Annotated in this window: 21 protein-coding genes and 1 pseudogene; 2 read left to right on the plus strand and 20 right to left on the minus strand. The window is 60.1% G+C overall.

Translation table 11 applies throughout. From position 1 onward, the window contains the following. Nucleotides 1-191: 191 nt before the first annotated feature. The 8 genes from FHT86_RS26430 to FHT86_RS26465 form a co-directional block, all read right to left on the minus strand. On the minus strand, nucleotides 192-716 hold the full coding sequence (locus tag FHT86_RS26430; RefSeq protein ID WP_133710222.1) for a DUF992 domain-containing protein: 525 nt from the start codon (nucleotides 714-716) through the stop codon (nucleotides 192-194). Between the two features lie 154 nt (nucleotides 717-870). Continuing rightward, nucleotides 871-1,569: a class II aldolase/adducin family protein gene (locus FHT86_RS26435; protein WP_133710221.1), complete on the minus strand. Its 699-nt coding sequence runs from the start codon at nucleotides 1,567-1,569 to the stop codon at nucleotides 871-873. Next, nucleotides 1,562-3,046, minus strand: coding sequence for an FGGY-family carbohydrate kinase (locus FHT86_RS26440; protein WP_133710220.1), 1,485 nt, complete (start codon nucleotides 3,044-3,046; stop codon nucleotides 1,562-1,564). The genes FHT86_RS26435 and FHT86_RS26440 overlap by 8 nt, the downstream gene beginning before the upstream one ends. An 86-nt stretch (nucleotides 3,047-3,132) precedes the next feature. Then, nucleotides 3,133-3,981 carry a sugar phosphate isomerase/epimerase family protein gene (locus FHT86_RS26445; RefSeq protein ID WP_133710219.1) on the minus strand — a complete coding sequence of 283 codons (849 nt, stop codon included), beginning with the start codon at nucleotides 3,979-3,981 and terminating at the stop codon, nucleotides 3,133-3,135. A 5-nt stretch (nucleotides 3,982-3,986) separates the two neighbouring features. After that, on the minus strand, nucleotides 3,987-4,982 hold the full coding sequence (locus FHT86_RS26450) for an ABC transporter permease (protein ID WP_133710218.1): 996 nt from the start codon (nucleotides 4,980-4,982) through the stop codon (nucleotides 3,987-3,989). Continuing rightward, nucleotides 4,979-5,980, minus strand: coding sequence for an ABC transporter permease (locus FHT86_RS26455; protein WP_133710217.1), 1,002 nt, complete (start codon nucleotides 5,978-5,980; stop codon nucleotides 4,979-4,981). Before FHT86_RS26455 ends, FHT86_RS26450 begins: the two co-directional genes overlap by 4 nt. Next, nucleotides 5,973-7,487, minus strand: coding sequence for a sugar ABC transporter ATP-binding protein (locus FHT86_RS26460; protein ID WP_133710216.1), 1,515 nt, complete (start codon nucleotides 7,485-7,487; stop codon nucleotides 5,973-5,975). The genes FHT86_RS26455 and FHT86_RS26460 overlap by 8 nt, the downstream gene beginning before the upstream one ends. A gap of 87 nt (nucleotides 7,488-7,574) precedes the next feature. Then, nucleotides 7,575-8,564: an autoinducer 2 ABC transporter substrate-binding protein gene (locus tag FHT86_RS26465; RefSeq protein ID WP_166656947.1), complete on the minus strand. Its 990-nt coding sequence runs from the start codon at nucleotides 8,562-8,564 to the stop codon at nucleotides 7,575-7,577. 243 nt (nucleotides 8,565-8,807) lie between these two features. On the opposite strand from FHT86_RS26465, the gene FHT86_RS26470 reads away from it, so the two are divergent. Further along, nucleotides 8,808-9,866 (plus strand): LacI family DNA-binding transcriptional regulator, encoded by a 1,059-nt coding sequence (locus FHT86_RS26470; RefSeq protein ID WP_133710215.1) that lies wholly within the window; start codon nucleotides 8,808-8,810, stop codon nucleotides 9,864-9,866. A 10-nt stretch (nucleotides 9,867-9,876) separates the two neighbouring features. Here FHT86_RS26470 and FHT86_RS26475 read toward each other — a convergent pair. The 3 genes and pseudogenes from FHT86_RS26475 to FHT86_RS38190 all read right to left on the minus strand — a co-directional run. Beyond that, nucleotides 9,877-10,132: pseudogene (locus tag FHT86_RS26475) on the minus strand (IS5/IS1182 family transposase); the annotation flags it as partial. Between the two features lie 31 nt (nucleotides 10,133-10,163). Beyond that, the gene (locus tag FHT86_RS38185; protein WP_246779670.1) at nucleotides 10,164-10,550 is read right to left on the minus strand and encodes an alpha/beta fold hydrolase; all 387 of its coding nucleotides are present in this window, start codon (nucleotides 10,548-10,550) and stop codon (nucleotides 10,164-10,166) included. 22 nt (nucleotides 10,551-10,572) lie between these two features. Further along, on the minus strand, nucleotides 10,573-11,010 hold the full coding sequence (locus tag FHT86_RS38190) for an alpha/beta fold hydrolase (RefSeq protein WP_246779671.1): 438 nt from the start codon (nucleotides 11,008-11,010) through the stop codon (nucleotides 10,573-10,575). Nucleotides 11,011-11,266: 256 nt separating this feature from the next. Here FHT86_RS38190 and FHT86_RS26485 point away from each other — a divergent pair, with 256 nt between their 5' ends. Continuing rightward, nucleotides 11,267-11,932, plus strand: a complete 666-nt coding sequence (locus FHT86_RS26485) for an alpha/beta family hydrolase (RefSeq protein ID WP_133710214.1) — start codon at nucleotides 11,267-11,269, stop codon at nucleotides 11,930-11,932. A gap of 42 nt (nucleotides 11,933-11,974) precedes the next feature. Here FHT86_RS26485 and FHT86_RS26490 read toward each other — a convergent pair whose 3' ends face one another. From FHT86_RS26490 to FHT86_RS26530, 9 genes are all read right to left on the minus strand, one after another. Next, nucleotides 11,975-12,760, minus strand: coding sequence for an SDR family oxidoreductase (locus FHT86_RS26490; protein ID WP_133710213.1), 786 nt, complete (start codon nucleotides 12,758-12,760; stop codon nucleotides 11,975-11,977). A gap of 156 nt (nucleotides 12,761-12,916) precedes the next feature. Further along, nucleotides 12,917-13,690: an SDR family NAD(P)-dependent oxidoreductase gene (locus FHT86_RS26495; RefSeq protein ID WP_133710211.1), complete on the minus strand. Its 774-nt coding sequence runs from the start codon at nucleotides 13,688-13,690 to the stop codon at nucleotides 12,917-12,919. A 9-nt stretch (nucleotides 13,691-13,699) separates the two neighbouring features. Further along, nucleotides 13,700-15,034 carry a dihydroorotase family protein gene (locus FHT86_RS26500; protein WP_133710210.1) on the minus strand — a complete coding sequence of 445 codons (1,335 nt, stop codon included), beginning with the start codon at nucleotides 15,032-15,034 and terminating at the stop codon, nucleotides 13,700-13,702. Between the two features lie 21 nt (nucleotides 15,035-15,055). Further along, nucleotides 15,056-16,849 carry a thiamine pyrophosphate-requiring protein gene (locus FHT86_RS26505; RefSeq protein WP_312862521.1) on the minus strand — a complete coding sequence of 598 codons (1,794 nt, stop codon included), beginning with the start codon at nucleotides 16,847-16,849 and terminating at the stop codon, nucleotides 15,056-15,058. Next, nucleotides 16,773-17,696 carry an allantoinase PuuE gene (locus tag FHT86_RS26510; RefSeq protein WP_133710208.1) on the minus strand — a complete coding sequence of 308 codons (924 nt, stop codon included), beginning with the start codon at nucleotides 17,694-17,696 and terminating at the stop codon, nucleotides 16,773-16,775. Before FHT86_RS26510 ends, FHT86_RS26505 begins: the two co-directional genes overlap by 77 nt. After that, complete coding sequence (locus FHT86_RS26515; RefSeq protein WP_133710207.1) at nucleotides 17,696-18,739, minus strand: NAD-dependent epimerase/dehydratase family protein; 1,044 nt, start codon at nucleotides 18,737-18,739, stop codon at nucleotides 17,696-17,698. Before FHT86_RS26515 ends, FHT86_RS26510 begins: the two co-directional genes overlap by 1 nt. A gap of 36 nt (nucleotides 18,740-18,775) precedes the next feature. Next, a complete protein-coding gene (locus tag FHT86_RS26520; RefSeq protein WP_246779674.1) occupies nucleotides 18,776-19,564 on the minus strand; it encodes an SDR family NAD(P)-dependent oxidoreductase in 789 nt (262 codons plus the stop codon). Beyond that, nucleotides 19,561-20,994, minus strand: coding sequence for a dihydropyrimidinase (gene hydA / locus FHT86_RS26525; protein WP_133710206.1), 1,434 nt, complete (start codon nucleotides 20,992-20,994; stop codon nucleotides 19,561-19,563). Before hydA ends, FHT86_RS26520 begins: the two co-directional genes overlap by 4 nt. Further along, on the minus strand, nucleotides 20,991-22,262 hold the full coding sequence (locus FHT86_RS26530) for an MFS transporter (protein ID WP_312862523.1): 1,272 nt from the start codon (nucleotides 22,260-22,262) through the stop codon (nucleotides 20,991-20,993). Before FHT86_RS26530 ends, hydA begins: the two co-directional genes overlap by 4 nt.

The following is a 22,262-nucleotide window of genomic DNA, read 5'->3' on the forward strand; positions in this document are numbered from 1 at the left end:
CAACGACGGCCGCCCGCTCGCCCAGAACCGCCGCGCCGCCTAAAGCCGCAACACGGCAAACATACCGAACCGCCGGAGAGATCCGGCGGTTTTGCCTTATCGGGATGGCAAAAGCTCCCTATCCCTCAGAGATCGACATCTTCACGGTGAGCGCCTTACATGGCACCCCGCGAATGCGTTTCTCAGGGCATTTATCTAGCCGGGCGCAATTGCAGCCTCGACACGCCGGCAGCAACGTTAAGTCCCGTACCCGCTTCGCCACTCAACGGCTGCAGGCCGAAATTTTTGGAATTGCCCCCGATCAGGGCGTTTGCCCCGAGACCGACACCCACCGCAGCACCGGCAGATGCGCCGACATAACTGCCGGCCAAAGCACCCTCACCCGCGCGGGTCGCATTGATGCTGTAAACCACCCAGCTCAGATAGGATTTCCCCGTCACGCCGATGTCGATGCCGAGCTTGCCGATGGAGCCAACATAGTGCTCGGCCGGACCTGATCTTCGCTTGAACGTACAATCGACGGACTTGCTTGAGCCAATCACCATTCCAACGCCCCCGGCAATCTGGCAGGACAGGGTGCCGAGACGTTCTTTCGGTCCGGTCATGGCCTGTTCCTTTTCGGGGTGTCTTTGTGATCGATGCGCCGTTGCGGCATCGGCCGTGGGAATGCCGAGCACAAGCGAAGCGGCAGTGGCGATAAGAGCGAGCTTTTTCATAGGGGTTCCTCCTTGACCGTTCGCACCTCACTCAACGCGCCGAACCCGAGTTCGTTCGAACCGAAGAAGAATTCCCTCAAAGCTCGAAACGAGCGTCAACAACACCACGCTCCTCTGCCTAGAATTTTTCGCGAAGGCAGAGGGGACGGAATTATCAAGTTGCTCTTGGCCGAGCCAAGTCGTTTACGCCTTCAGCATCGGGAGCGTGCCCGTAACTCATCTTGCGCATTTGCTCGATGACGCGATCCATTTCGTCGTCGGGAAGCACCGGAGGCTCGCCGATGGTCAGGGCCTGCACATACATGCGCGACAATGTCTCGATCTCAATCCCGAGCCAAAGGGCGGCCTCGAGCGTCTTGCCAAGCGAGATCTGACCGTGCTGCCCGAGCAGGCATGCGAGCCGGTCTTTCAATGCGATGAGCGCGTTGTCCGACAGAGCCTGCGTGCCGAAGGTGGCATAGGCGGCACAACGCACGGTATTTCCGCCCGCAACACCTGTCATGTAGTGAAAGCTTGGGATGGTCTTGTGGTGACAGGCAAGCGTCGTCGCATACAGCGAGTGGCAGTGGAGAACGACGTTGATGTCCTGGCGTTCACGCAGAATATCGCGATGGAAACGCCATTCGGATGAAGGACGGCGGCCGACGTACGTGCCATCGAAATCCATTTCGACGATGTCTTCCGGCTGCATTGCTTCATAGGGAAGAGACGAAGGCGTGATCAGAAAACCACCCTCGACGCGGCATGAGAGATTGCCCGCGGTTCCTTGGTTGATGCCGCTGGAATTCATCCGCCGGCAGATGTCGACCATCTCGCGGCGTGCCGCCGTCTTGTCGCTCGGTGCGTCATGCATCGGAAAACCCTTTCTTTCCGTAGGTAGTGCTGTCGTTGAGGCCTGCCGTTCGCGCGCGGGTACGCCAGAGGGCGGCATAGGCCGCAAGAGCGGAGGCGAAAGCACCCAACCCTCGTGGCGTGGTCAGATTGATCGGCGCCGGCTCGCGCCGGTGGACGTGACCGGCCAGCAAGGCTGCCCCGGATGTCACCCCGACGGTATCGAGATTGAAGAGGATTTCGCGCCCGGGCAGCATCGCTGCGACAAAAGCAGCATAAAGCGGATCGCGCAGGAAATTCCCATCGAGCACAAGCAACCGGCTGCTGCCGAGCGCTTCGACGCATTCGGTCGTCAGAAGCGCGCCATAGAGAACGGCGAGCGCCTTTCGTTCGGCAGGATTTGCCGGCGCCGGCCCAACGAAACGGCCCTTGCCGGCACTTCCGGGAAACAGCCCGTCATCATGGCTGAAAGACGGAAGCGCCATGGTACCCTGCGTGACAAGCCGAATAGCAGCATCGAGTTCGATTTTTCCTTGAGGCGCATCCGGGCCGGCAAGCTGCGTGAATTCACGGCCGCCCATTGTGAGCACCCCGCCAAGAGGCGCGCCATGCACATCGCTGTTGCAAGTCATGCCGCGTCGCTCGTCGAGTGCGGCAAGCGGCGTCGTATCCGAAAGACCGACAATCCATGTCCCCGTCGAGACGAGTGAAAAGTCCTTCAGTCCGGCTGCCTGATAACGATAGTGATTCAGGCTGCTGTCGTGGCCTCCGGCCAGAATAGCGATATCAGTCGGCAACCCGTAGCGCGCCGCCAACGCCGGGCTGATGGTCCCGATCACATCCCAGGCATTGGCAAATGGCGGCATCAGTCTGCGCCAGCCACGCTCTTTAACGATCGACGTCCAGCACCTCTCGGCGGCGTTCCACAGATGTGACTGCGCACCCAGACAGGTTCTCTCCGATACGGCGACCCCGCTCAGGCGCCAGGCCCAATATTGCGGCACGCCCAAGAACCATTGCGCGCCGGCGACGGCATCAGGTCGCTCGCGCTCCATCCAATAAAGCTGCCGCGCCTGGTGGGTCGCCGCCAGCATGATCGCGCTGCCGCGGTCGAAGAAAGAGCCGCTTTGAGGCGCATAGCCGTCGCGGACATCCGCTGGCAGCGGCTGCTCGTAGTCGATCATCGGAAGCGCCGCCCCATCGCCCTCTTCCGGGTCTGCACTCGTCAGCACACCACCGGATCCGTGTCCGGAGCAGACGATGCTTCCTATGGGATGGCGGTGCACGACGGTACTCAGGGCCTCGAAAATCCAGTCGCCGAGCCGCCCCAGATCGTGATGGCGCCAGGGAGGGCCATCCCTGACGATATTCGGCAGGCTCATGGTTTCAAAGACAGTTCCGCGTGGCGATGCTGCGCTCAGCTTTACATTGGTCTTGCCGATATCGAGAACAGCCACCGACGCCTCGTCGTCGGCACCTCTTCTATCGGTCGTCACCATCGCATCCCTCCTGAGCAGTGCCCAATTCGATCGCCCGGGATGACCTCTCACCGCAGACTGGGAAGGAGGACATCCCGCCATCGCCGTCAGATCAATCCATACTGCTTCGCCTTATTGCGAAGGAATGGCAGGCCGTTGCCCATGACCTCTTCCTCGTCCTTGGCGACCGGGCGCCAAACCGACAGCCCGTAGGCGAGCTCCGGCGGCATATTGATGAAGCTTTCCATTGCAAGGCCGCCCTTGAAGCCGATCGCGGCCAGGGTCGCGTAAATCTCGTCCCAGTCACAGGTGCCATAACCCGGCGTACCGCGGTCACTTTCCGACAGGTGGATGTATTTCAGGTGATCGCGTGCTGCCAGGATGCCGTTGCCGACACCCTTTTCCTCGATATTCATATGGTAGGTATCGAGATGAACGAAGATGTTGTCGGCGCCGACGCGCTCGATCATCTCCACCGCCTGGCGGCCGGTATTGATCAGGTGGTTCTCGTAGCGGTTGACGGCCTCCACACCGAGCTCGAGACCACGCCCCTTGGCATGCTTGGCTGCTGCCGTCAGAGCCCGCGCGATGTTGTCATATTCCTGTTGTGTCGGCGGAACGCCGGTACGCTCGCCGATGCCGCCGTAGATCACGCCCGAAAGGGCCTCGCCGCCAAGATCGGCGGTTTTATCGATAGCGACGGCAAGATGGTCGATGGCGGCTTCGGGGCGGACTGACGCCCAGGCGCGTTCGGGGAGGCCAAGTGAACAAACGGCCCTAAGTCTATGCTTTTCCAGCAAAGCTTTGGTATGGGCCGTATCGATTGTGGTTGGATTGAGCATCGGTATTTCGATGAAATCCACCTTGTATTTAACGGCAGCGGCGACGGCGCGCTCGGCCCCTGCGCGGTCCCAGTTCATCGTCCACATGCTCGTGTGAACACCAAAGCCTTCCATAGCTTTCATCCTTTTCTATTGTTGAAGAATTTATAGTGGGAGGCGACCCAGCGCAGGAACATCACCCCGACGAGGAGCAGGCCCCAGACCGCGGTTGCCAGATGCTGATTGGCTCCCATCAGGTTCAGTCCCGAGGACAGAAGCTGAAGAACCACAAGCGCGACGAATACGGGGATCACACGGCCGAAGCCGCCGAATGGATTGACGCCACCCAGGAAGCAGGCAAGCACCGTTATCAGCAAATAGGACTCGCCGTGACCGACGCGGACGGAGTTGAAACGCGCGAGCATGATGAGGCCCGCCACAGCGCACATGGCGCCGGACAGCGTATAGACGAGGACCACGACCTTGCGCGTGTTGACGCCTGAATAACGGGCGGCTTCGATATTGGAGCCGATCATATAGGTATTGAAGCCGAGCTTCATGCGCGTCAGCAGCAGATGCCAGATGAGAACGCAGACAATGAAGATGATCAGAGGCACGGGAATGCCCAGCAACGATCCATGCCCCAAGGGCCGGATAAAGTCCGGAAAGCCCGATACGTCACCGCCCCTGGTGAGGAATTCGCCAAGGCCGCGCAGGAAGATCATCATCGACAGCGATACGAGAATGGGGTGGGCGCGCGTATAGGCGATGACCAAACCCATCACCACGCCGCTCGCCGCTCCTGCCGCCAGCGCCAGCACACATCCGAGGGCGAATGCCAAGGGTCCAGCATCCACACCGCCATTCGCTTGCAGCACCCAGGCAACCGTCAATCCGGCGATGTTCGCGGTGAACGTTATGGCCAGATTGAGCCCGCCGGTCAGAATGGGCAACAGCATCGCCAGCGTCAGGAGGCCAAGCTCAGGCAGTTGGAAGGCGACCGAACCGAAGGTCGCCTGGCTCAGAAATTGCGGCGATGCGACCCCGAAGAAGATCATCACGGCAATGAAGGCGAAGAAGGGTCCGGCCATTTCCGAACCGAAGCGTTTCTGGAAGCTTTCGACGAGAACTGTCATCGCACCTGTCCCTCCCGACGCAGTAGCGGCAAAAGTTTCTCGATCCGCGTATTCGACAGCGTGATAGCGACCAGAATGATGGCGCCGATGATCATCTTGAATGCGAAGGGCGAGACGCCCATCAGATTGAGCCCGTTTTGGGTGATGGAGATCAGCAGCACACCGAGAACGCAGCCGAGCACCGATCCCTTGCCACCGCCAAGACGCGCGCCCCCGAGAACGACGGCGGCAAGCACGTCGAGTTCGCGCCCATAAAGTGCGTTCGGGACGACCTCCTGCGCATAATGCGCCTGCACCAGACCGCCGATACCCGCCATCAAGCCCAGCCAGCCAAATGCAATGAATTGCATGGCGCCGATATTGATCCCGAAACGGCGCGCGCCTTCCGGATTATCGCCAAAGGCATAGAGCTGTCGCCCGATGGTGGTACGGGTTATGAGCACCCACGTGGCGACGACGCAAATTACCATGACCAGGACCGGAAGGGTAATCTCGATCCAAGTGCCGTCAGGCATCTCATGCTCGAACAAGACGACCTTGTCCGTGAGCCAATCGGGCAGGTCGTAGATCGACACGCCCTTCGTGAAGAACATCAGAAGCCCGAAATAGATGTTGAAGGTCGAGATGGTCGCGACGATCGAGATGATCCGGAAACGATGAATCAGGAAGGCGTTGATCGCTCCGAGCAGGATGCCGATCGATCCCGCGATGATGAGACCCGAAACCCAGCCTCCCCCACCGATCCAGCCAAGCGCGATCGCCGTCACGTATTGCACGACGGACGCACCGACCGCGAAGGAAATATCGATTCCGCCGGCGATCAGAACGACCAGCAGACCGACCGCGAAGATGATGTTGACCGAGCTGGTGTTGAGGAGATCGAAGGTATTGCCAAGCGAGAAAAAATTGTCAGTGGCGAAAGACAGGAAGGCGCAGATGACGATCATCACCGCCAACAAGGAACTCTCCGTCGCATGGGTGCCGATAAAACTACGCATAGACGGCAGCCTCGATATCGTGAAGGGAACATTGCCGTGGATCGAACGAGCCGACGACCCTGCCCTGCGCCATATGCAGCACACGGTCCGCATTGAAATAGACCTCGGGCACCTCGTCGGAGATCAGGATGATCGCCAGGCCACTTTCCGCGAGCTTGGCGACAATGTCGAAGATGCCGGCCCGTGCGCCGACATCGACGCCGACGGTCGGTGCATCGAGGATCAGCAGCTTCGGATCGGTCGCCAGCCATTTTGCGATGGCGACGCGCTGCTGATTGCCGCCCGACAATGTCGAAATCGCATCCTCCTGCCGCCCGATCTTGATGCCGAGCTCGCGGATCCAGCGCGCAACGAGGCTCTCCTTCCTTTCGTCGGATAGCAGCCCGCCGGACAGGATCTTGCGCAAGGACGAGATCACGAGATTGTCGGCGATCGATTGCGGTTGGATGAGCCCGAGCGACAGGCGGTCCTCGGAAAGATAGGCGATGCCCGCCTGAACTGCATCGCGATTGGACGAGAAGCGCGCCGGCCTGCCGTCGAGTACGATCGTTCCGGAATCCGGTTTCGTCATGCCAAAGAGAGCAAGGGCAAGCTCCGTCCGCCCGGCGCCGAGCAGCCCGGTGATGCCGAGCGTTTCACCACGCCGCACCGTCAGCGAAATGTCCTCGAATTGACCGCGCCGGCTGAGCGATCTGACATCGAGGACAACGGGCTGTTGATCCTTGGGCGTCGCCCGAACCTGATTGTCGAAGGTCTTTCCCGTCATCAGCTCGGTGATGCGAGACTGCGTCATGCCTTCGGTCGGGTAAACGCCGACAAGCGCACCATCGCGAAGCACGGTCAGCCTGCTCGATATGTCGAGCACTTCTGCAAGCCGATGGCTAACGAAAACGACAGCGACGCCAGAGGCGGAAAGATTGCGGACAATCTCTAAAAGATGGTTGGTTTCGGATTGGGTGAGCGACGCAGTCGGTTCGTCCATGAAGACGATCTTCGCTTCGCCGACCAGAGCGCGGGCGATGGCCACGATCTGGCGCTGGGCGATCGCAAATTCTTTGAGAGGCAGATCGACATCGAGCTTAACACCCAGTCGTTTCAACGCATTCATCGCCAACCGCCTCATCTGCGTATAATTGACGAGGCGAGGCCAGCGACCGAGCACGGTCTGGAATGCGATATTCTCCGCCACGCTCATCTCTGGAAACAGCGCGAGGTCCTGCCAGATGACCTGGATTCCTTTCGCCTGCGCGGTCACAGGCGACATATGGGAATAGGTCTGGCCGTCATATTCGATGACGGCGCCAGGCGCGGGACGGTAGACGCCGGTGATGATCTTGATCAACGTGCTCTTGCCCGAGCCGTTTTCGCCGGCAAGACAATGAATCTCGCCCGGATGGACTTCGAAAGCCACGTTCTTCAAGGCCTTGACGCCACCGAACGTTATGTTGATGTCGCGGAGCGATAGCAGCGCTCCGCCGCTCGCATTCGCGCTTTCGATCTCAGACATGCGGATCCGCCCGTCATACCTTGGATGGGTGGGGACATGCCGGGCCAGCCGAAGCCGGCCCAGCCTGCCGGGAGAACCGGTCTTGTTTCAGAGGCCCATCGCCGCGAGATCAGCAACCGTCTTCTTGTTGATCGGAACGAGCTGGTCCACGATGATGTTGTGCTTCTCGAAATCCGGATGGATCGTGCCCAACCCTTCGATCTGCTCGCCATCCTTGATTTGCTCACCCTTCATCAGCTTCTGCGAAAGCGTCACGAAGACCTCGCCCGCCTGTTTCGGGTTCCACATGAAGCCACCGGAAATCGCGTCCGCATTCAGGAGCTTCTGTCCTTGCCCAGGCGAGAAGGGGCCAAGCACGAAGATCTTGCCGACCTTGCGACGCTCTTCGATCGCACGACCTGCGCCGATCGGACCCTGGCTGCCGAATGCCAGGAAGCCTTTGAGATCCGGATGCGCGGAGATCAGATCGAGTGCCGTACTGCGGCTCTTGTCGACGTCTTCGGCAACTCCGTAGCGATCGCCAACGAGCTTCATGTCGGGGTAGTTCTTCTTGAGATAGGCAATTGCGGCATCGGCCCAGGCATTGTGCAGCGGCACCGTCAACGAGCCGACGAAGACTGCATACTCGCCCTTACCGCCCATTTTCTCGGCGAGAAGCTTGGCATGCGCCTCACCAAAGCCGGTCGAGGAGGCAAGCTCGAAATCCCAGTCCGCGCCCTTCTGGCCCGGTGATTCATGCGTGATGACGATGATGCCCTTTTCCTTCGCCTTGCTGAGAACGGGCTCAAGAACCTTGGCATCGTTGGGAACGACGCCGATGACCTTGACGCCCTGGGCGATCAGATCTTCGATGGCACGCACCTGAAGCGCCGGATCGGCGCTTGTCGGACCGATCATCGAGGCGTCGACGCCGAGTTTTTGTCCCTGCTCCTTGATGCCGGCTTCCATGGCATTAAACCATGGGATGCCGCCGATCTTCACAACGATGCCGACCTTGCCGGTCTCCTGCGCAAATGCTGTTGCGGCGGTCGCGAGCGATAGCGAGGCTGCAAGCGCAGCCACGATAAATCTTTTCATGATTTTCTCCTCCACAGTTCCCTTTCGGGGAACAAACAGGCACACCGCGAACGGCAGCCTTCCTCCCGGCGTAGGTGGCGAATAAAGGCCCCGCCTCCCTTTGGCAGCCGCTTCCTCAAACGGCACCATTATTGTGCACAATCGATCTTTCTTTTTTGCACAATCGATGGTGCAATTAATATCGATGAGATCTATCCTTTCGTCAAGAGGACTCGGACGCTAAGAAAAACCGAGGAGACGCTCATGAAAAAAGACAGTCGGAAGAAGGCCACGATCTATGACCTATCCATGCTCTCCGGGATTTCTCCCTCGACCGTCAGTGCGGTCTTAAACGGCACCTGGCGCAAGCGCCGTATTAAGGAAAGTACGGCCGACCTCATTCGCGATCTCGCGGAGAAACACCAGTATACCACAAACCGGCAGGCCCAGGGATTGCGCAGTTCCCGCTCCGGATTGGTAGGGTTGATGTTGCCCGTTTATGACAATCGCTACTTCTCTTCGATGGCCCAGACCTTCGAAGCCCATGTGCGGCAACGCGGGCAATGTCCGATCGTTGTCAGCTCCAGCCGTGATCCCCGGGAAGAACGCGAAACCGCTGAAAACCTGATTTCCTATTCCATCGACGAACTGTTCATATGCGGCGCAACGGATCCCGATGGCGTGCACCAGGTCTGCGAAGCGGCGGGACTGAAGCACATCAACATCGATCTTCCGGGGACGAAAGCGCATTCGGTGATCAGCGACAATTACGAAGGCGGTCGTACTCTGACAGAGGCGATCATCCATCATTTTCCAGCCGACGACCCCCTGGTCCCCGACGAACTCTTCCTGTTCGGCGGGCGAAACGACCATGCAAGCCGCGAACGCATCCGTGGATTCCGGGACGTCAAACGCGCGCTTCTCGGAGCCGACCCCGAGGCGTCGATTCAGCCGACCGGCTATTCGCCAAATACGGCACGGATAGCTTTTGAGACGTTCTTCGAGAAGGCCGGCCGTCTGCCGCGCGCGCTTTTCATCAATTCGTCGATCAATTTCGAAGGGCTGCTGCGCTTTATGTCGGCCCATCCGCACGAAACCTTCGCAGACTTGGTCGTCGGCTGCTACGACTACGATCCGTTCGGATCTTTCCTCCCCTTCCCGGTGATCATGATGCGCCAGGATGTGGAAGGCATGATCACCAAGGCCTTCGAGCTGATCGAAGAAACGCGGACACCGCCGAAAATTCACCTTATCCGCCCGGACCTCGTCCCGCCTCGAACAGCCCTGACCGGGCCGTTGGATGGGCTCAAGGACATTGTCTAGGCTGTAACTCTTAAGCGCGTAGCCACAGCCACAACGAGGCGAGCTGGACCACGGCGAGGAAGTTGGCGGCGAACGCGGCGGAAGTGCTTCAGCTTGGAGAAGAATCGCTCGATCAGATTGCGCTCGCGGTAGAGCCCGTTGCTGAAGCAAGGCTTCCAGCGCCGGTTGCTCTTGCGCGGAATGTTAGGGGTGACGCTCTGCTCCTGAATTAGTTCACGGATGCGATCGGCATCGTAGACCTTGTCCGCCAGCACAATGGTGCGCGGGTAGGCCGACAGCAAAACGCCTCAAGTGTGGTCAGTCAGCTTGCGCAGTTTCATTCCGGAAAGTCGCCAGTCTCCGCAGGAAGGACAGAACAACCCCACCCAATCGGCTTGGTTCGTCATAGGGAAGGCCATGACCGACATTAGCAATCAGCTCAGAGCACACCAACGGATTGAGGCGCTGCAATTCCTTGGCGGCATCGAGAGAGACGACCCCTCTTTCACCAATGACAAGCAGAGTCGGGACACGAACGCGTCGCACGAGCTCGCGGTAGTCAGGGTTGGGAGGCGTGAGCACCTCGAATGCCTTGAGGCTTGTCCGGAGCCTCGCGTCGACCAGATACTCAATCATTTCGTCGGAACGGTGCGGACTTCTTTGGCGCGCCCGGGCAAGCAGGTCGGATCTTGCCGACGTGAGCAATTGTCCATGCTCCGCGGCGACATCACTTTCGAAAACCTCGCGCTGCCACTCTGGACTGATGAATGTGGGGTCGACCAGGACGAGCCCGGAAATGGCCGATCCAAGCAGGCTGGCGACGACGGCAGCGGTCAGCCCCCCCCATCGAATGGCCGAGCAATATCGGCTGATCCAGCGCCAGCTTCTCGATCAGGCCGATAACGTCTGCCGCGAGCTCAGGATAGGAATACCCGCTGACCGGACCGCTGGACTGTCCATGCCCGCGTGCATCGGGCAGGATCACGTCGAAGTCGCCTTTCAGCGTGCGGGCTACAGGCGACAGGCATGCGCCACTTCCGATCAGGCCATGCAGGGCGACCAGCGGCGGCTTGTCACCGCCCGTTCGCAGAAAATGAATGTCGATGCCATTGGCTTGGCATCTGCCGCTCGTGCAATTTGCAAGTGACGTTCCGTATTTAGCCATAGGCCCATTGATTGCACACCCTCGCTAAGCCGTCGATAAGATTGTGCACTGCTGCAATGGCGGAATTCGCTGTTCTATCGCAAAGTGCCGCCGTTCCGTTTCCCCCAATCTCGGTCATTCCCGGTTTATGGGTTCAGGGCCTAGAGGCAAGCTGCCAGCCGGACAGCCTTTTGCCTCACCCGGGCTGCGAACGATAAATGCGGATTTGCCATTCCCGTGATTGCCAAACCCGAAAACGTGGGCGAAAACTAGCCGCATGACAATCGCAAACGGCAAGTTCCTCCTTCAAGGCCCCGAAGACGCTGAGATCACCATTCTCCTCGCGCATGGTGCAGGTGGACCGATGGATTCCGCTTCGATGAATGCTGCCGCCAGAACCCTTGCCGAATCCGATTTTCGTGTTGCCCGTTTTGAATTTGCCTACATGGCCGGGCGGCGCAGTACCGGGTTAAAGAAACCGCCGCCCCGGGCCGAAACGCTGAAGGGCGAATATCTGGCTGTTATCGACGAGCTTGGCGCCACTGGCACGCTCATCATAGGTGGCAAGTCAATGGGCGGCCGCGTAGCAAGCATGATCGCCGATGACCTCTATGCAGCCGGCAAGATCGCCGGATTGCTTTGCCTGGGCTACCCCTTTCATCCACCCGGAAAACCCGAAGATCTGCGTACGGCGCATCTCATCGAATTGAAGACGCCGACGTTGATCTGTCAGGGCACCCGAGATCAATTTGGCGCTCGTGAGGAAGTCTCCCGTTATGCGCTGTCGGAGACCATCGAAATACTTTGGCTCGAAGATGGCGACCATGATCTGAAGCCACGGAAGGCGGTTTCAGGTTTCACGGCCGCCGACCACCTGAGAACGGTGGCCGGGACCGTGCGGGCTTGGAGTGACCGCCTTCGAGATCGACGAACGCCCGGCTGAGCGCGGAATCGTCTATCGCTTGAGTGCTTCTATCAACCCGGCTTAGACACTGGCAATCAGGCCACCGTCGACGCGGATGACGGAGCCGGTAAGATAGGAGGCGCGCCCGCTCGCCAGGAACGTCACGACATCGGCATATTCCTGGGGATCTCCATAGCGGCCAACCGGGATCGACGCGGTGCTTGCGGCAGAGACATCCTCGACTGTCTTTCCTTCCCGCTTTGCTTTCTGCTCATCGAGAAACGTAATGCGCTGTGTAGCGACACGGCCGGGAAGGACAATGTTGACCGTGACGCCGTCGCGGCCGACTTCGCCGGCAAGGGTCTTCGACCAACCGAGCAGTGACATGCGCAGCGCATTTGACAGTCCGAGGTTGGGGATGGGCGCGACAACACCCGACGATGTCGAGGTGATGATCCGGCCCCACTTCTTTTCCCGCATTTTCGGCAGCACGGCATCGCTGATCGCAATCACCGAAAGCACCATGCTGTCGAAATATTTCCGCCAGCTTTCGGCGCTCTGGCCGGAAACGAGCGTCGGCGGCGGTCCACCGGTGATATTGACGAGGATATCCACCGATCCAAGTTGCTTTTCGATCAGGGACAAGTTCGGCTCTATTACCGTGAGATCGCCGAGATCCCAGGAAAGCGCCATGGCGGAGCCGCCGCTGGCCTGAATGTCCGCAACGGTCTTTTCGGCAGCTTCCTTGTTGATATCGGCAACGGCGACCTTGCTGCCCTCTTTGGCCAACGTCCTGGCGATAGCGTTGCCGAGGCCGCCACCTGCGCCGAGAACCAGCGCGGTCTTGCCCTTTATTCCGAGATCCATGCGTATTTCCTTTCCTTCTTCCGGCGGAGCCGGGTCTTCATTGAAAATCGCCGTCCAGAGCGGTTCAGCTTTTCACGGAAACGCAGAACCGCTCCATTTTCTTGTTTTTTCGCAATCCCGGACGGAAAACCGCTTCGCACTTTTCCTGGAATTGCTCTAACCGGCCATCCAGCCACCATCGACCATGAGGTTGACGCCGGTGATGTAGCTTGCCATGTCGCTTGCAAGGAAAAGTGCGGCACCCGCCACGTCATCAGGTGCACCGAGCCGCGGCCAGGGCGTGCGTCGGCGAGAGTAGTCAAGTGCGTCGGGATCATTGGCGACGCCGGGCTTGCCGGTGATGATCTTGCCCGGGGCGATCGCGTTGCAGACGATCAGGTCGTCGGCATGATCGACCGCGATCTGGCGGGTCATCTGGACGATGCCGCCCTTGCTGACCCCGTAAGGGAAGTCGCCTGGGCAGGCGACCATGCCGTGCTGCGAAGAGATATTGATGATGCGTCCGCGCACGTCGTTGATCGGTTCCTGTTTCAGGAACTGTTCCGCAGCCCGCTTGCAGCAATAGAAGAAGCCGGTGAGGTTGACGCCGATCACGCGGGCCCATTGTTCGGGCGTCGTTTCGAGCAGATTGGTCGAGGTATAAATCGCTGCATTGTTGACGATCACATCAAGGCGGCCGAAATGCTTGACTGTCTCGGCAACCAGCGCATCGACGGAATCCCAATTCGAAATGTCGGTCTTGACGAACAGCGCCTTGCCGCCAGCGGCGCGGATCCGCTCCAAGGTGGTCTCGCCGCCTTCAAGCGGCGCTTCCACGATGTCGGCGACGACGACCGAGGCTCCTTCGCCGGCATAGCGCAAGGCGATGGCACGACCCAGGCCGGAGCTTGCGCCGGTGACAATGGCGATTTTGTTCTGCAACATGGACATCGCTTTTCCTCAATCCTGCCGGGTGACGACCTGGCCATGGGCGTATGTGACGAGCGACCCCTCGCTCACGATCCGTTCGCCCCGCAAGAAAACATCGGTCAGCCTTGCAGGGATGCTCCAGCCATCAAAGGGCGTGTAGGCCGCGCGAGATGCCTGCTCGGCACTAGTGATTGTCGACGCCCGGTTCCGATCGACGATGACGATGTCAGCGTCATAGCCCGCGGCGATCCTGCCTTTCGAGCGGCCAAGGCCGAAGCGTTTGGCTGGCGTGAATGCGCACATGCGCACGAGGTCGGTCAGTCCGATCAACCCCTCGCCGACCAGCTTCAGCATGACCGGAAGCAGCGTTTGCAATCCTGGCATTCCGCCGGGGATCTCCGAGAAGGCGCTGTAACGCATCGCTTTTTCCGCCCGGCTGTGAGGAGCATGGTCGGTCGCAATGATATCGATCGATCCTTCCGCCAAGGCAGCGCGCAAAGCCTCCACGTCCTCCCTACCCCTCAGCGGCGGTGAGCCTTTCAGGCCTGCGCCCTGCGTCTGATAGTCATCGGCCGTGAAGAACAGGTTTTGCGGCGTCGTTTCGACAGTCGCGTCAGCCATGTCCCGAAGCCGGCGCCATACGCCGACACCAAGCAGAGAATTGATCTGACGAACGTGAATGCGCGCACCTGTCTCTGCTGCAGCCAAGACCGCACGGGCGATACCGCCCGCCTCGGCAAGAGGTGGCCGGCTGGACAAGAATGCCGGAATGTCGCCACTGCGGTCGCGTATGTCGCTGCCGAGCAGCAGCGACTGATCGCCGGGGGAGATGCCAATCAACATGTCGTGCGGGGCAAGCCGTTTCAGCGTCTGTTTGACGGCGTCAAGGCTGTCGAACATGAAGGCTGGCGGAACATCCGCGGTGAACAGTTCGAGGGATACCGGCCGGAGCGCGATCAACGCCTCTAGCGCTTCGAGATCTCTGCCGATGACCGCCTGGAAGCCGACGTCGACGTGAAGGCGTCCACCGGCGAGTGCCATCTTGTCACTGAGTTGCTTGCCCGTTGCCGTCCATGGGTCGTCCGTCGGCATGTCCAGAACCGTTGTCACGCCGCCGAGTGCCGCAGCCTTCGTGCCACTGTCAAAATCTTCCTTGTGGGTCAGGCCGGGTTCCCGAAGATGGACGTGCGCGTCGACCAGTCCGGGCAGCAGATGTCTGCCGGCTGCGTTGATTTCAGTCCGGGCCGTTGCCGCATCGCCGGGAGACAGGATCGCGGCAATGCGACCATCGGCAATGGCAACATCTGCCCTGACCTCGCCATCGGCATTGACGACTGTGCCGCCGGATATGAGCGTGTCGAACATATTGCTCTCCTCTTGCGGTTCTCAGCTCAGACCCGGAAGACGGGGTTCTTCATGCGTGACAACCTCGATGAGGGCGGCTTGCCCATTGTTGACCCGCTCGAGGCCGCGAAGCAATGCCGGCCGAAGATTGCCCGGCGCAGTTACACATTCGCCATAGCCACCGAGAGCTTCGGCGATGGGCGCGTACCCGCCTGACATGCGGTTTGCGCCATATTTCTTTGTCGCAATCGGCATGCTGGCGGCATAGCCACCAAGGACATTGTTGCGCAGGACGATGGTGAGGATCGGCAGATGGCAGCGGATTGCCGTCTCGAAATCGATACCGACCATGCCAAAAGCGGATTCCCCCATCAGATTGACGACGGTCGCCTCCGGTCGCGCGAGCTTGGCACCGAGCGCAAAACCGAGGCCGCTGCCGAGTTGGGTCGTCTTGCCCCAGCCGAGATAGCTGCCAGGCGCGGTCGCCTGATAAAACGGACTGAACTGGTCGCGTGGGTTTCCGGCATCGTGAGTGACGACCGATTTGTCCGGATCGACCGCCTGCATGATTTCCCACACGACGCGGTAGGGCGAAATCGGCTCGCTGTCGGCCGTGAGGAACGGCATCCAGCGCTGCATGAAAGCGGACCGTATGGAGCGGATTTCGTCCTCGATGTCGGATCGGTCGGCGATCTCAAGCTTTCGCTCCCGAACGTAAGCGATCATCTGCTTCAACGCCGCGCGGGCATCGCTGACAACGCCCTGGGCGATCGGATAATCCTTGCCGAGATCGCCCTCGTCGATGGTGACCTGCAGCAGCACCTTTTCCTTGCCGATCGGCAGGATGTAGTATGAACGCGTGAGGCTCGTGCCGAGCGCCAGCACGACATCTGCCTTTTCCATGAAATGATCGACCGTTGCCGGCCGCGCCCGCCCGGCTGTGCCAAGCGAGAGTGGATGGTTTTCCGGAAAACCGCTCTTGCCGTTGGGGGTCGTCATGACGGGGATGCGCAGCAATTCGGCAAATTCAACCAGTTCCTTCGATGCAGACGCTGCAAGCACGCCCTGCCCGGCAAGGACGACAGGATTCTTCGCCTTCAGAAGCGTGTCGACCAATTCGGCGATTTCGCTCGCATCGGCTTGCGGCGCACTACGCCGCGGCCTCTGATAGGTTTGTTGGGACGAATCGACCTTCTCCGCCAGCAGATCGACGGGCAACTCCAGCAAAACCGGCGCCGGGCGCCCGTTGCGGACGCGGGAAATGGCGGAATGCATCAATTTCGGCAGGTGCTCGACGCGGCTTGCAGCCTCGCACCATTTGGTAATGTGGTGGAAATTACGGCGGGCTTCGAAGTTCGGCGTGACCGCTTCGGAGCCGCGAGGATAGCCTGTTGGCAGAAACAGGATGGGGGCGCGGTCGTTGAAGGCCTGGGCAATGCCGCCGAAAGCGCTTTCCGCGCCCGGACCGTATTGCACAGTGACGACGGCCAGTTCGCCTTCCGCAGCCGTGCGGACATAGCCCTCGGCGATGTTGACGGCGACGCGTGGCGTGCGGGTGATAACCGGCGGTATATCGAGCGCTGCCGACGCATCGAAAAGCTCGCTGTTGGGGAAGCCGATAATCTGCTTCACCCCTTCCTGTTTCAGGATCGACGCGACGAGCTCAGCGCCGGTCATATCCTGTCGCCTCGTCTCAGCTTCCTTTGACTGCGCAGGTCGCAAGGAGCCCGCCTCGCCCACGGCGAGCTTGTCGATTGATTTATCCATGATTTTCAAGCCAATGGCGGGCAATGTCTTCACGGCGCATGAAGGCAGCGCCTGGGGTTTTCTGGACATGCTCGATGACCTCGCGCAGACCAGACGCCCGGTTCGGCTGGCCCATCCAGCGCGCGTGCACACCAATCGTCAGCATGCGGCCGCCGGTCTCGTCGGCCTCGCCGATCATGTAATCGATGGCCGAACGGCAGTCCTCGGCAAAGTCGCGCGGATTGCTGTAGCCCGGTGCGATCAGATAGCGGCTGTCGTTCAGCGTCTTGGAATAAGGAACAACGAGCAGGCGCGTGCCGTCGTGATCGAGGAAATAGGGAAGATCGTCGTTGCAGGGATCGGAATAGTAGAGGAAGCCACCCTCCCTGACGATCAGGTCTCGTGTGTTGACGCTTGGGAAAGAGCGGCAATTCCAGCCCATCGGCCGTCGGCCAGTCAGCTTCTTGTATAAAGCGATCGCTTCGCGAAGCTGACGCTCCTCTTCGCTGCGCTCGATGGTCGAGTATTCACTCCAGCGTAAGCCGTGGCCCAGCAGGTCGTGACCGCGCGCATTCATCCACTCGACAACGGCAGGATTGCGCTCCAGCGCGACGGCGCAGGCGGAAACAGTGACCGGGATCTTGTAGCGATCGAAGAGCCGCGCCAGACGCCAGACGCCGGCGCGGCTGCCATATTCGAAATGCGTCTCCGTACCGAGATCGCGCACCGGCGGGCTGTTGGGGATATTGTATTCGCCCCAATTATCGTTGCGGCCATCCTCCAGCCAGGAATATTCAGAGCCCTCCTCGTAGTTCAGAACGAGGTTGATCGCGAGCTTGACGCCATCAGGCCAGCTCATATGCGGCGGCTTTGGACCATAGCCGATAAAGTCGCGGGGTTGGCGTTCGGTATGCAACAGCGTGGTATCGTCAGACATTATTTTCCCTCCCCACTGGCGGCGCTCTCGTTGGCGACGATCCAGTCCATGTAGTCGTGAAACGCCTCCTTGCCGGAGCGCGGGCGCCAGTCGGTATCACGCTCGATCCGCGCCAGATCGTAGGCACCCCACATGCCATCCTTCAGCGCCGTGTCCTGGATGACGTTGGCGGTGTCGTGCGGGCTGACCTCAACCTGAAGGCCAGGCACACGCTCGCGCGCCCAACCGATGACATCCCCGATGGTGGAGGTGACGCCACTACCGATATTGTAGTGCCGGTAGCGCAAGCGCGGCGCTGATAGCAGCGCGATAATCGCCTTTGCCACATCGCCCGAATGCGCATAGTCGCCGACCGGCTCCAGGCTGTTGGGGCGGATTACCTCGCCTGAAAGCGCCATATGCGCAATCCGGTTCGGGACGTGGCGGAAATTGCGGCTTTCGGTCGCCCGGTCCATCGGACCGTAGACGGACGCCAGACGGACGCTCAGCGCTGACAATCCGAAGAGGTCGGCATAGCGATTGACAACCATTTCCGAGGCGAATTTCGAAATGCCGTAAAGTGTGAGCGGCGCGACATAGCCGTCCTCAGGCAGCGGTTCTCCCGCCCAATCCGGACCATGATGGCGATAGACCGATCCAGAGCTGACATACACAAAGCGTTTTACCGAGGGCTTGCTTCGTGCCCATTCCAGGACCCGCACAGTCCCCATGAGATTGACGTCAACGATGCGCGCCGGGTCCTCGGCCTCCGGCTGACGCTTGGCTTCCGTCGCGGTGCCGCGCGAAATCGGCGTGATCGTTGCGCCATGCACGACGGCCGAAATGCTATGCGCATCCAGAAGGCCAGCCCATTGATCCGAATCCAATATATCGGCGGCAATCACCGTCAACCGATCGCGAACAGGCGCGAAATAGCGTTCGGCCATCGCGTCCAGACCGGAGCGGTCCAGGATGACCGCGCGGGCGGCGGGATCGCGGTCAAGCCATTCGCGAACCAGAACGCTCATAACGAAACCGGTGCCGCCGGTTACAAGAAGAGTCATCTCGAAATCCATTCCATTTTATCGTGTGAAGGACATTCAGCGAGTGGCATAACCGCCATCCACGAGCAGGTCGGTGCCGGTGACAAAGGAGGCATCGGAGGAAAGAAGGAAGGCTGCCACAGCAGCGATCTCATCCGGTTGTCCGATCCGTCCGAGCAGGTGCGCCGGCCCGAGACTTTCATTGGCCGCCACAAGATCGGGCCAGCGCTGAAGAAGTCTTGGCGTCGCCACTGCCCCTGGCGACAGGCTGTTGACGCGAATGCCATCGGCGGCATGATCGACAGCCATGGCCTTGGCGAGATGGATAAGGCCGGCCTTGGCCGCGCAATAAGCCACCGCCTTGCGGGTCGCGACGTGGCCGAACTGCGAGGCGATCAACACGATCGAGCCGCCGCCGCCCGATATCATCAGCGGTATGGAAAACTTGCTTGCAAGAAAGGCCCCTGTCAGGCTGACGTCGATTTCCAGCCGCCATTGCTCTTCACTGAGATCGACCACCGTACCATCCAGCGACGGCGCGGCTGCATTGTGCACCAAGCCGTCGAGACGTCCGAAGCGAGCACGCACGGCCTCCACCGCCCGCTCCATCGACCTTTGGTCGGTGACATCGCAGCGGACAGCCATGGCGGCGGTTCCCAAAGCTTCGGCAAGGTTTGTGGCGGCATCCGACGAATGATCTGCGCAGACGACGCTCGCTCCTTCAGCCACACAGCGGCGTGCGATCGCAGCGCCTATACCGCTGGCCGCTCCGGTGATCATGATCACCTTTCCGGTGAGTCTTTCGGTTACGGGCCTTTCGGCCATGAGATTGTCGGCCTGCCTCATGACGCAAGAATCCGCGAAAGAGCCTGCTGCGGCGGAAAAGGCCGCTGGCGGGGGATAAACTGCCCGCGCCCCGGCTGCGACAGCACCTTGCCGTCATCCCAGACCAGTTCGCCGCGCGAGATGGTCATGATGGGCCAGCCGCGCACCGTCTGCCCCTCATAGGGCGTGTGATCGGTAGCATGGTGCAAAAGGTCGTTGCTGATCGTGACGACACGCTCGGCATCCCATATGGCGAGATCGGCGTCGGAGCCGACGGCAATCACACCCTTGCGCGGATAGAGCCCAAAGAGGCGGGCTGGTGCCGCCGATGTGAGATCGACGAACTTCTGCAGCGAGATCCGGCCGCCATTGACGCCAGCCGAAAACAGCAGCGCCAGCCGTGTTTCGATACCGGGGATGCCGTTCGGAATCCGATGGAACGGGGTATCCGGGCCGCCTGCAATCTTGTCAGCGTAATTCCACGGCGAATGGTCGGAGGAAAACACCTCGAGCGTGCCATCCAGAATGCCGTCCCAGATCGCCGGCTGATTGGACTTGTCGCGTGGCGGCGGTGTGCAAACGCATTTCGATCCGGAAAGATCATGCGTGTCGATGTCTTCTGCAGAGAGGAAGAGATATTGCGGGCATGTCTCGGCATAAATGGGCAGGCCGCGCGCTTTCGCACGGCGTATTTCGTCGACCGCGCCACCAGCGGCAACATGGCTGACAAGGATCGGCGTTTCGATCAGTTCCGAGAGGCTGATGGCGCGGTGGGTCGCCTCACGGTCGCCGATCGCGGAATGAGCCTTTTCGTGATAGCGAAGCTGCGTCTTGCGGGCCGCGATGAACTTTTCAGTCAACCAGCGGATGCAGGCGTCGTTCTCGGCATGGACCATCACCATCGCGCCTTCGGACCGGGCAAGATCGAGGACGTTCAGGACCTCGTAGTCATCAAGCTTCAGCCCGTCATAGGTCAGGTAGATCTTCATCGAGGTGCAGCCTTCGGCGATCAGCGCCGGAATCTCGTCGCGAAGCACCTCGGGCGACGGATCGCCGACAATCAGATGAATGCCGTAGTCTATATGCGCTTTCGGCCTTGCCCGCTCATGATAATCCTCGACGATGTCGCGCAGCGACTGGCCGCGCATCTGCATCGCAAAGGGGACGACCGTCGTCGTTCCACCGCAGAGTGCCGACAATGTGCCCGTATTGAAGTCGTCGGCAGTCGCCTTTCCCTCCCAGGGCTGCTGATCCATATGGCAATGGCTGTCGACGCCACCGGGCAGCACGAGGCGTCCCTCGGCCGATATCTCTTGGCTGCCCTTCGGCAGATCAGAGCCGAGAGCGGCAATCACGCCATTGCGTACCCCGACATCAAGTTCACGCGTGTCGTTCGGCAGCACCACGCGGCCGCCGCGGATCACGAGGTCAAAAACAGGTTCGTTGCTCATTCGCTTATTCCCGAGGCTATGCAATCTGATCCAACGCTTCTTGGAAGAGACGCGCGACGGCGCAGAAGATTGTAACTTGCAGCGACAGCGACGAACGCGGCGCCGCTACCGAGCATGACAAACAGCATTAGCGGCGCTACGCGCTCCATCAGATCGGCGGCGACCCCTGGCGTCATGACGTTGCCGATTGAATAGAGCAACAACAGCCCGCCTGACGCCGACACCATATGGCGGCTTTCGATCTGCGAATTGGCAAAGGCAATCGCAACGGGGTAGATCGTCAGCGCCGTCGCTCCGTAGGCGAAGAAGAGCACAAACAGCAACGGTGCGAACCGGTTTCCTGCCCAGACGATCGCAGCGCAGAGCGACGCGGCGAGGATACCCTGCACAAGCAATATCAGCCGACGGTCCAAACGATCCGACAGCCAGCCGATCGGCGCCTGTGCGAGCATGCCGCCAATGCTGAACGCAGTGACCAACCCGACGGCCGTTACCGCGGGGAGTCCGACATGACCGCCATATATCGGCGTCATGGCAAAGACATTCATGTTCGTCATGCCCGCTTGGAACACGCCAACGATGGTCACTGGCGCAAGCAACGCGAGACGCCAGAGGCCGTAGCGCTGCTCGGAGGGAGCGACCGTCAAAGGGTCCGGCTCCAGCTGCCATACCGGCAGAGATGGCCAACGGCCGCCGATGAACTTGCAATAAAAGAGGCCCAAAACGATCGTAACGGCTGCGATCAGGAATAGATGCGGCGAATGCGGTCCGGCCACTTCCACCATCAGCTGTCCAAAAAGCACCGCAAGCGAGGTCATCATCATATAGAGCGAAAAGTACCTGCCGCGATTGCGGTGGTCGGCATAAAGATTGATCCAGCTTTCCGAAACGATGAACAGGGCGGCCATCGACAGCCCGCTCACCAACCTCAAGCAGACCCACACGGGGATCAGCGTCGTCATGGTGAAGCCGCATGTCGCAAGCGCCGCCAGCAGAGACACAAGCAAAAAACTCCGCTCGTGGCCGAGGCTGCCAACCAGGAAGCGAGTGATAAGGCAACCAGCAAAAAAGCCGACCGGAAAAGCGGTCAATACAATCTGGACGACATGCGGATCGATGCCGGGATCGCTCAAATGAAGCGATACCGCTGTTGTCAGCAAACTGTTGCCGGTTCCGACAACACAGATGCTTGCCATGATCGGCAGGATGGCTCGGGAGCGCTCCGCTTTCTGCCACAGCCTTGCGACGGATGACGACAATCGATCCAC

This window comes from Rhizobium sp. BK313, assembly GCF_014193655.1.
Lineage (GTDB): Bacteria > Pseudomonadota > Alphaproteobacteria > Rhizobiales > Rhizobiaceae > Rhizobium.

Excerpts from the sequence above, each read along its gene's own strand:
- FHT86_RS26430 (WP_133710222.1), bottom strand. The coding sequence starts at position 716 with ATGAAAAAGCTCGCTCTTATCGCCACTGCCGCTTCGCTTGTGCTCGGC.
- FHT86_RS26435 (WP_133710221.1), bottom strand. The coding sequence starts at position 1,569 with ATGCATGACGCACCGAGCGACAAGACGGCGGCACGCCGCGAGATGGTC.
- FHT86_RS26440 (WP_133710220.1), bottom strand. The coding sequence starts at position 3,046 with ATGGTGACGACCGATAGAAGAGGTGCCGACGACGAGGCGTCGGTGGCT.
- FHT86_RS26445 (WP_133710219.1), bottom strand. The coding sequence starts at position 3,981 with ATGGAAGGCTTTGGTGTTCACACGAGCATGTGGACGATGAACTGGGAC.
- FHT86_RS26450 (WP_133710218.1), bottom strand. The coding sequence starts at position 4,982 with ATGACAGTTCTCGTCGAAAGCTTCCAGAAACGCTTCGGTTCGGAAATG.
- FHT86_RS26455 (WP_133710217.1), bottom strand. The coding sequence starts at position 5,980 with ATGCGTAGTTTTATCGGCACCCATGCGACGGAGAGTTCCTTGTTGGCG.
- FHT86_RS26460 (WP_133710216.1), bottom strand. The coding sequence starts at position 7,487 with ATGTCTGAGATCGAAAGCGCGAATGCGAGCGGCGGAGCGCTGCTATCG.
- FHT86_RS26465 (WP_166656947.1), bottom strand. The coding sequence starts at position 8,564 with ATGAAAAGATTTATCGTGGCTGCGCTTGCAGCCTCGCTATCGCTCGCG.
- FHT86_RS26470 (WP_133710215.1), top strand. The coding sequence starts at position 8,808 with ATGAAAAAAGACAGTCGGAAGAAGGCCACGATCTATGACCTATCCATG.
- FHT86_RS38190 (WP_246779671.1), bottom strand. The coding sequence starts at position 11,010 with ATGGCTAAATACGGAACGTCACTTGCAAATTGCACGAGCGGCAGATGC.
- FHT86_RS26485 (WP_133710214.1), top strand. The coding sequence starts at position 11,267 with ATGACAATCGCAAACGGCAAGTTCCTCCTTCAAGGCCCCGAAGACGCT.
- FHT86_RS26490 (WP_133710213.1), bottom strand. The coding sequence starts at position 12,760 with ATGGATCTCGGAATAAAGGGCAAGACCGCGCTGGTTCTCGGCGCAGGT.
- FHT86_RS26495 (WP_133710211.1), bottom strand. The coding sequence starts at position 13,690 with ATGTCCATGTTGCAGAACAAAATCGCCATTGTCACCGGCGCAAGCTCC.
- FHT86_RS26500 (WP_133710210.1), bottom strand. The coding sequence starts at position 15,034 with ATGTTCGACACGCTCATATCCGGCGGCACAGTCGTCAATGCCGATGGC.
- FHT86_RS26505 (WP_312862521.1), bottom strand. The coding sequence starts at position 16,849 with ATGTCCAGAAAACCCCAGGCGCTGCCTTCATGCGCCGTGAAGACATTG.
- FHT86_RS26510 (WP_133710208.1), bottom strand. The coding sequence starts at position 17,696 with ATGTCTGACGATACCACGCTGTTGCATACCGAACGCCAACCCCGCGAC.
- FHT86_RS26515 (WP_133710207.1), bottom strand. The coding sequence starts at position 18,739 with ATGACTCTTCTTGTAACCGGCGGCACCGGTTTCGTTATGAGCGTTCTG.
- FHT86_RS26520 (WP_246779674.1), bottom strand. The coding sequence starts at position 19,564 with ATGAGGCAGGCCGACAATCTCATGGCCGAAAGGCCCGTAACCGAAAGA.
- hydA (WP_133710206.1), bottom strand. The coding sequence starts at position 20,994 with ATGAGCAACGAACCTGTTTTTGACCTCGTGATCCGCGGCGGCCGCGTG.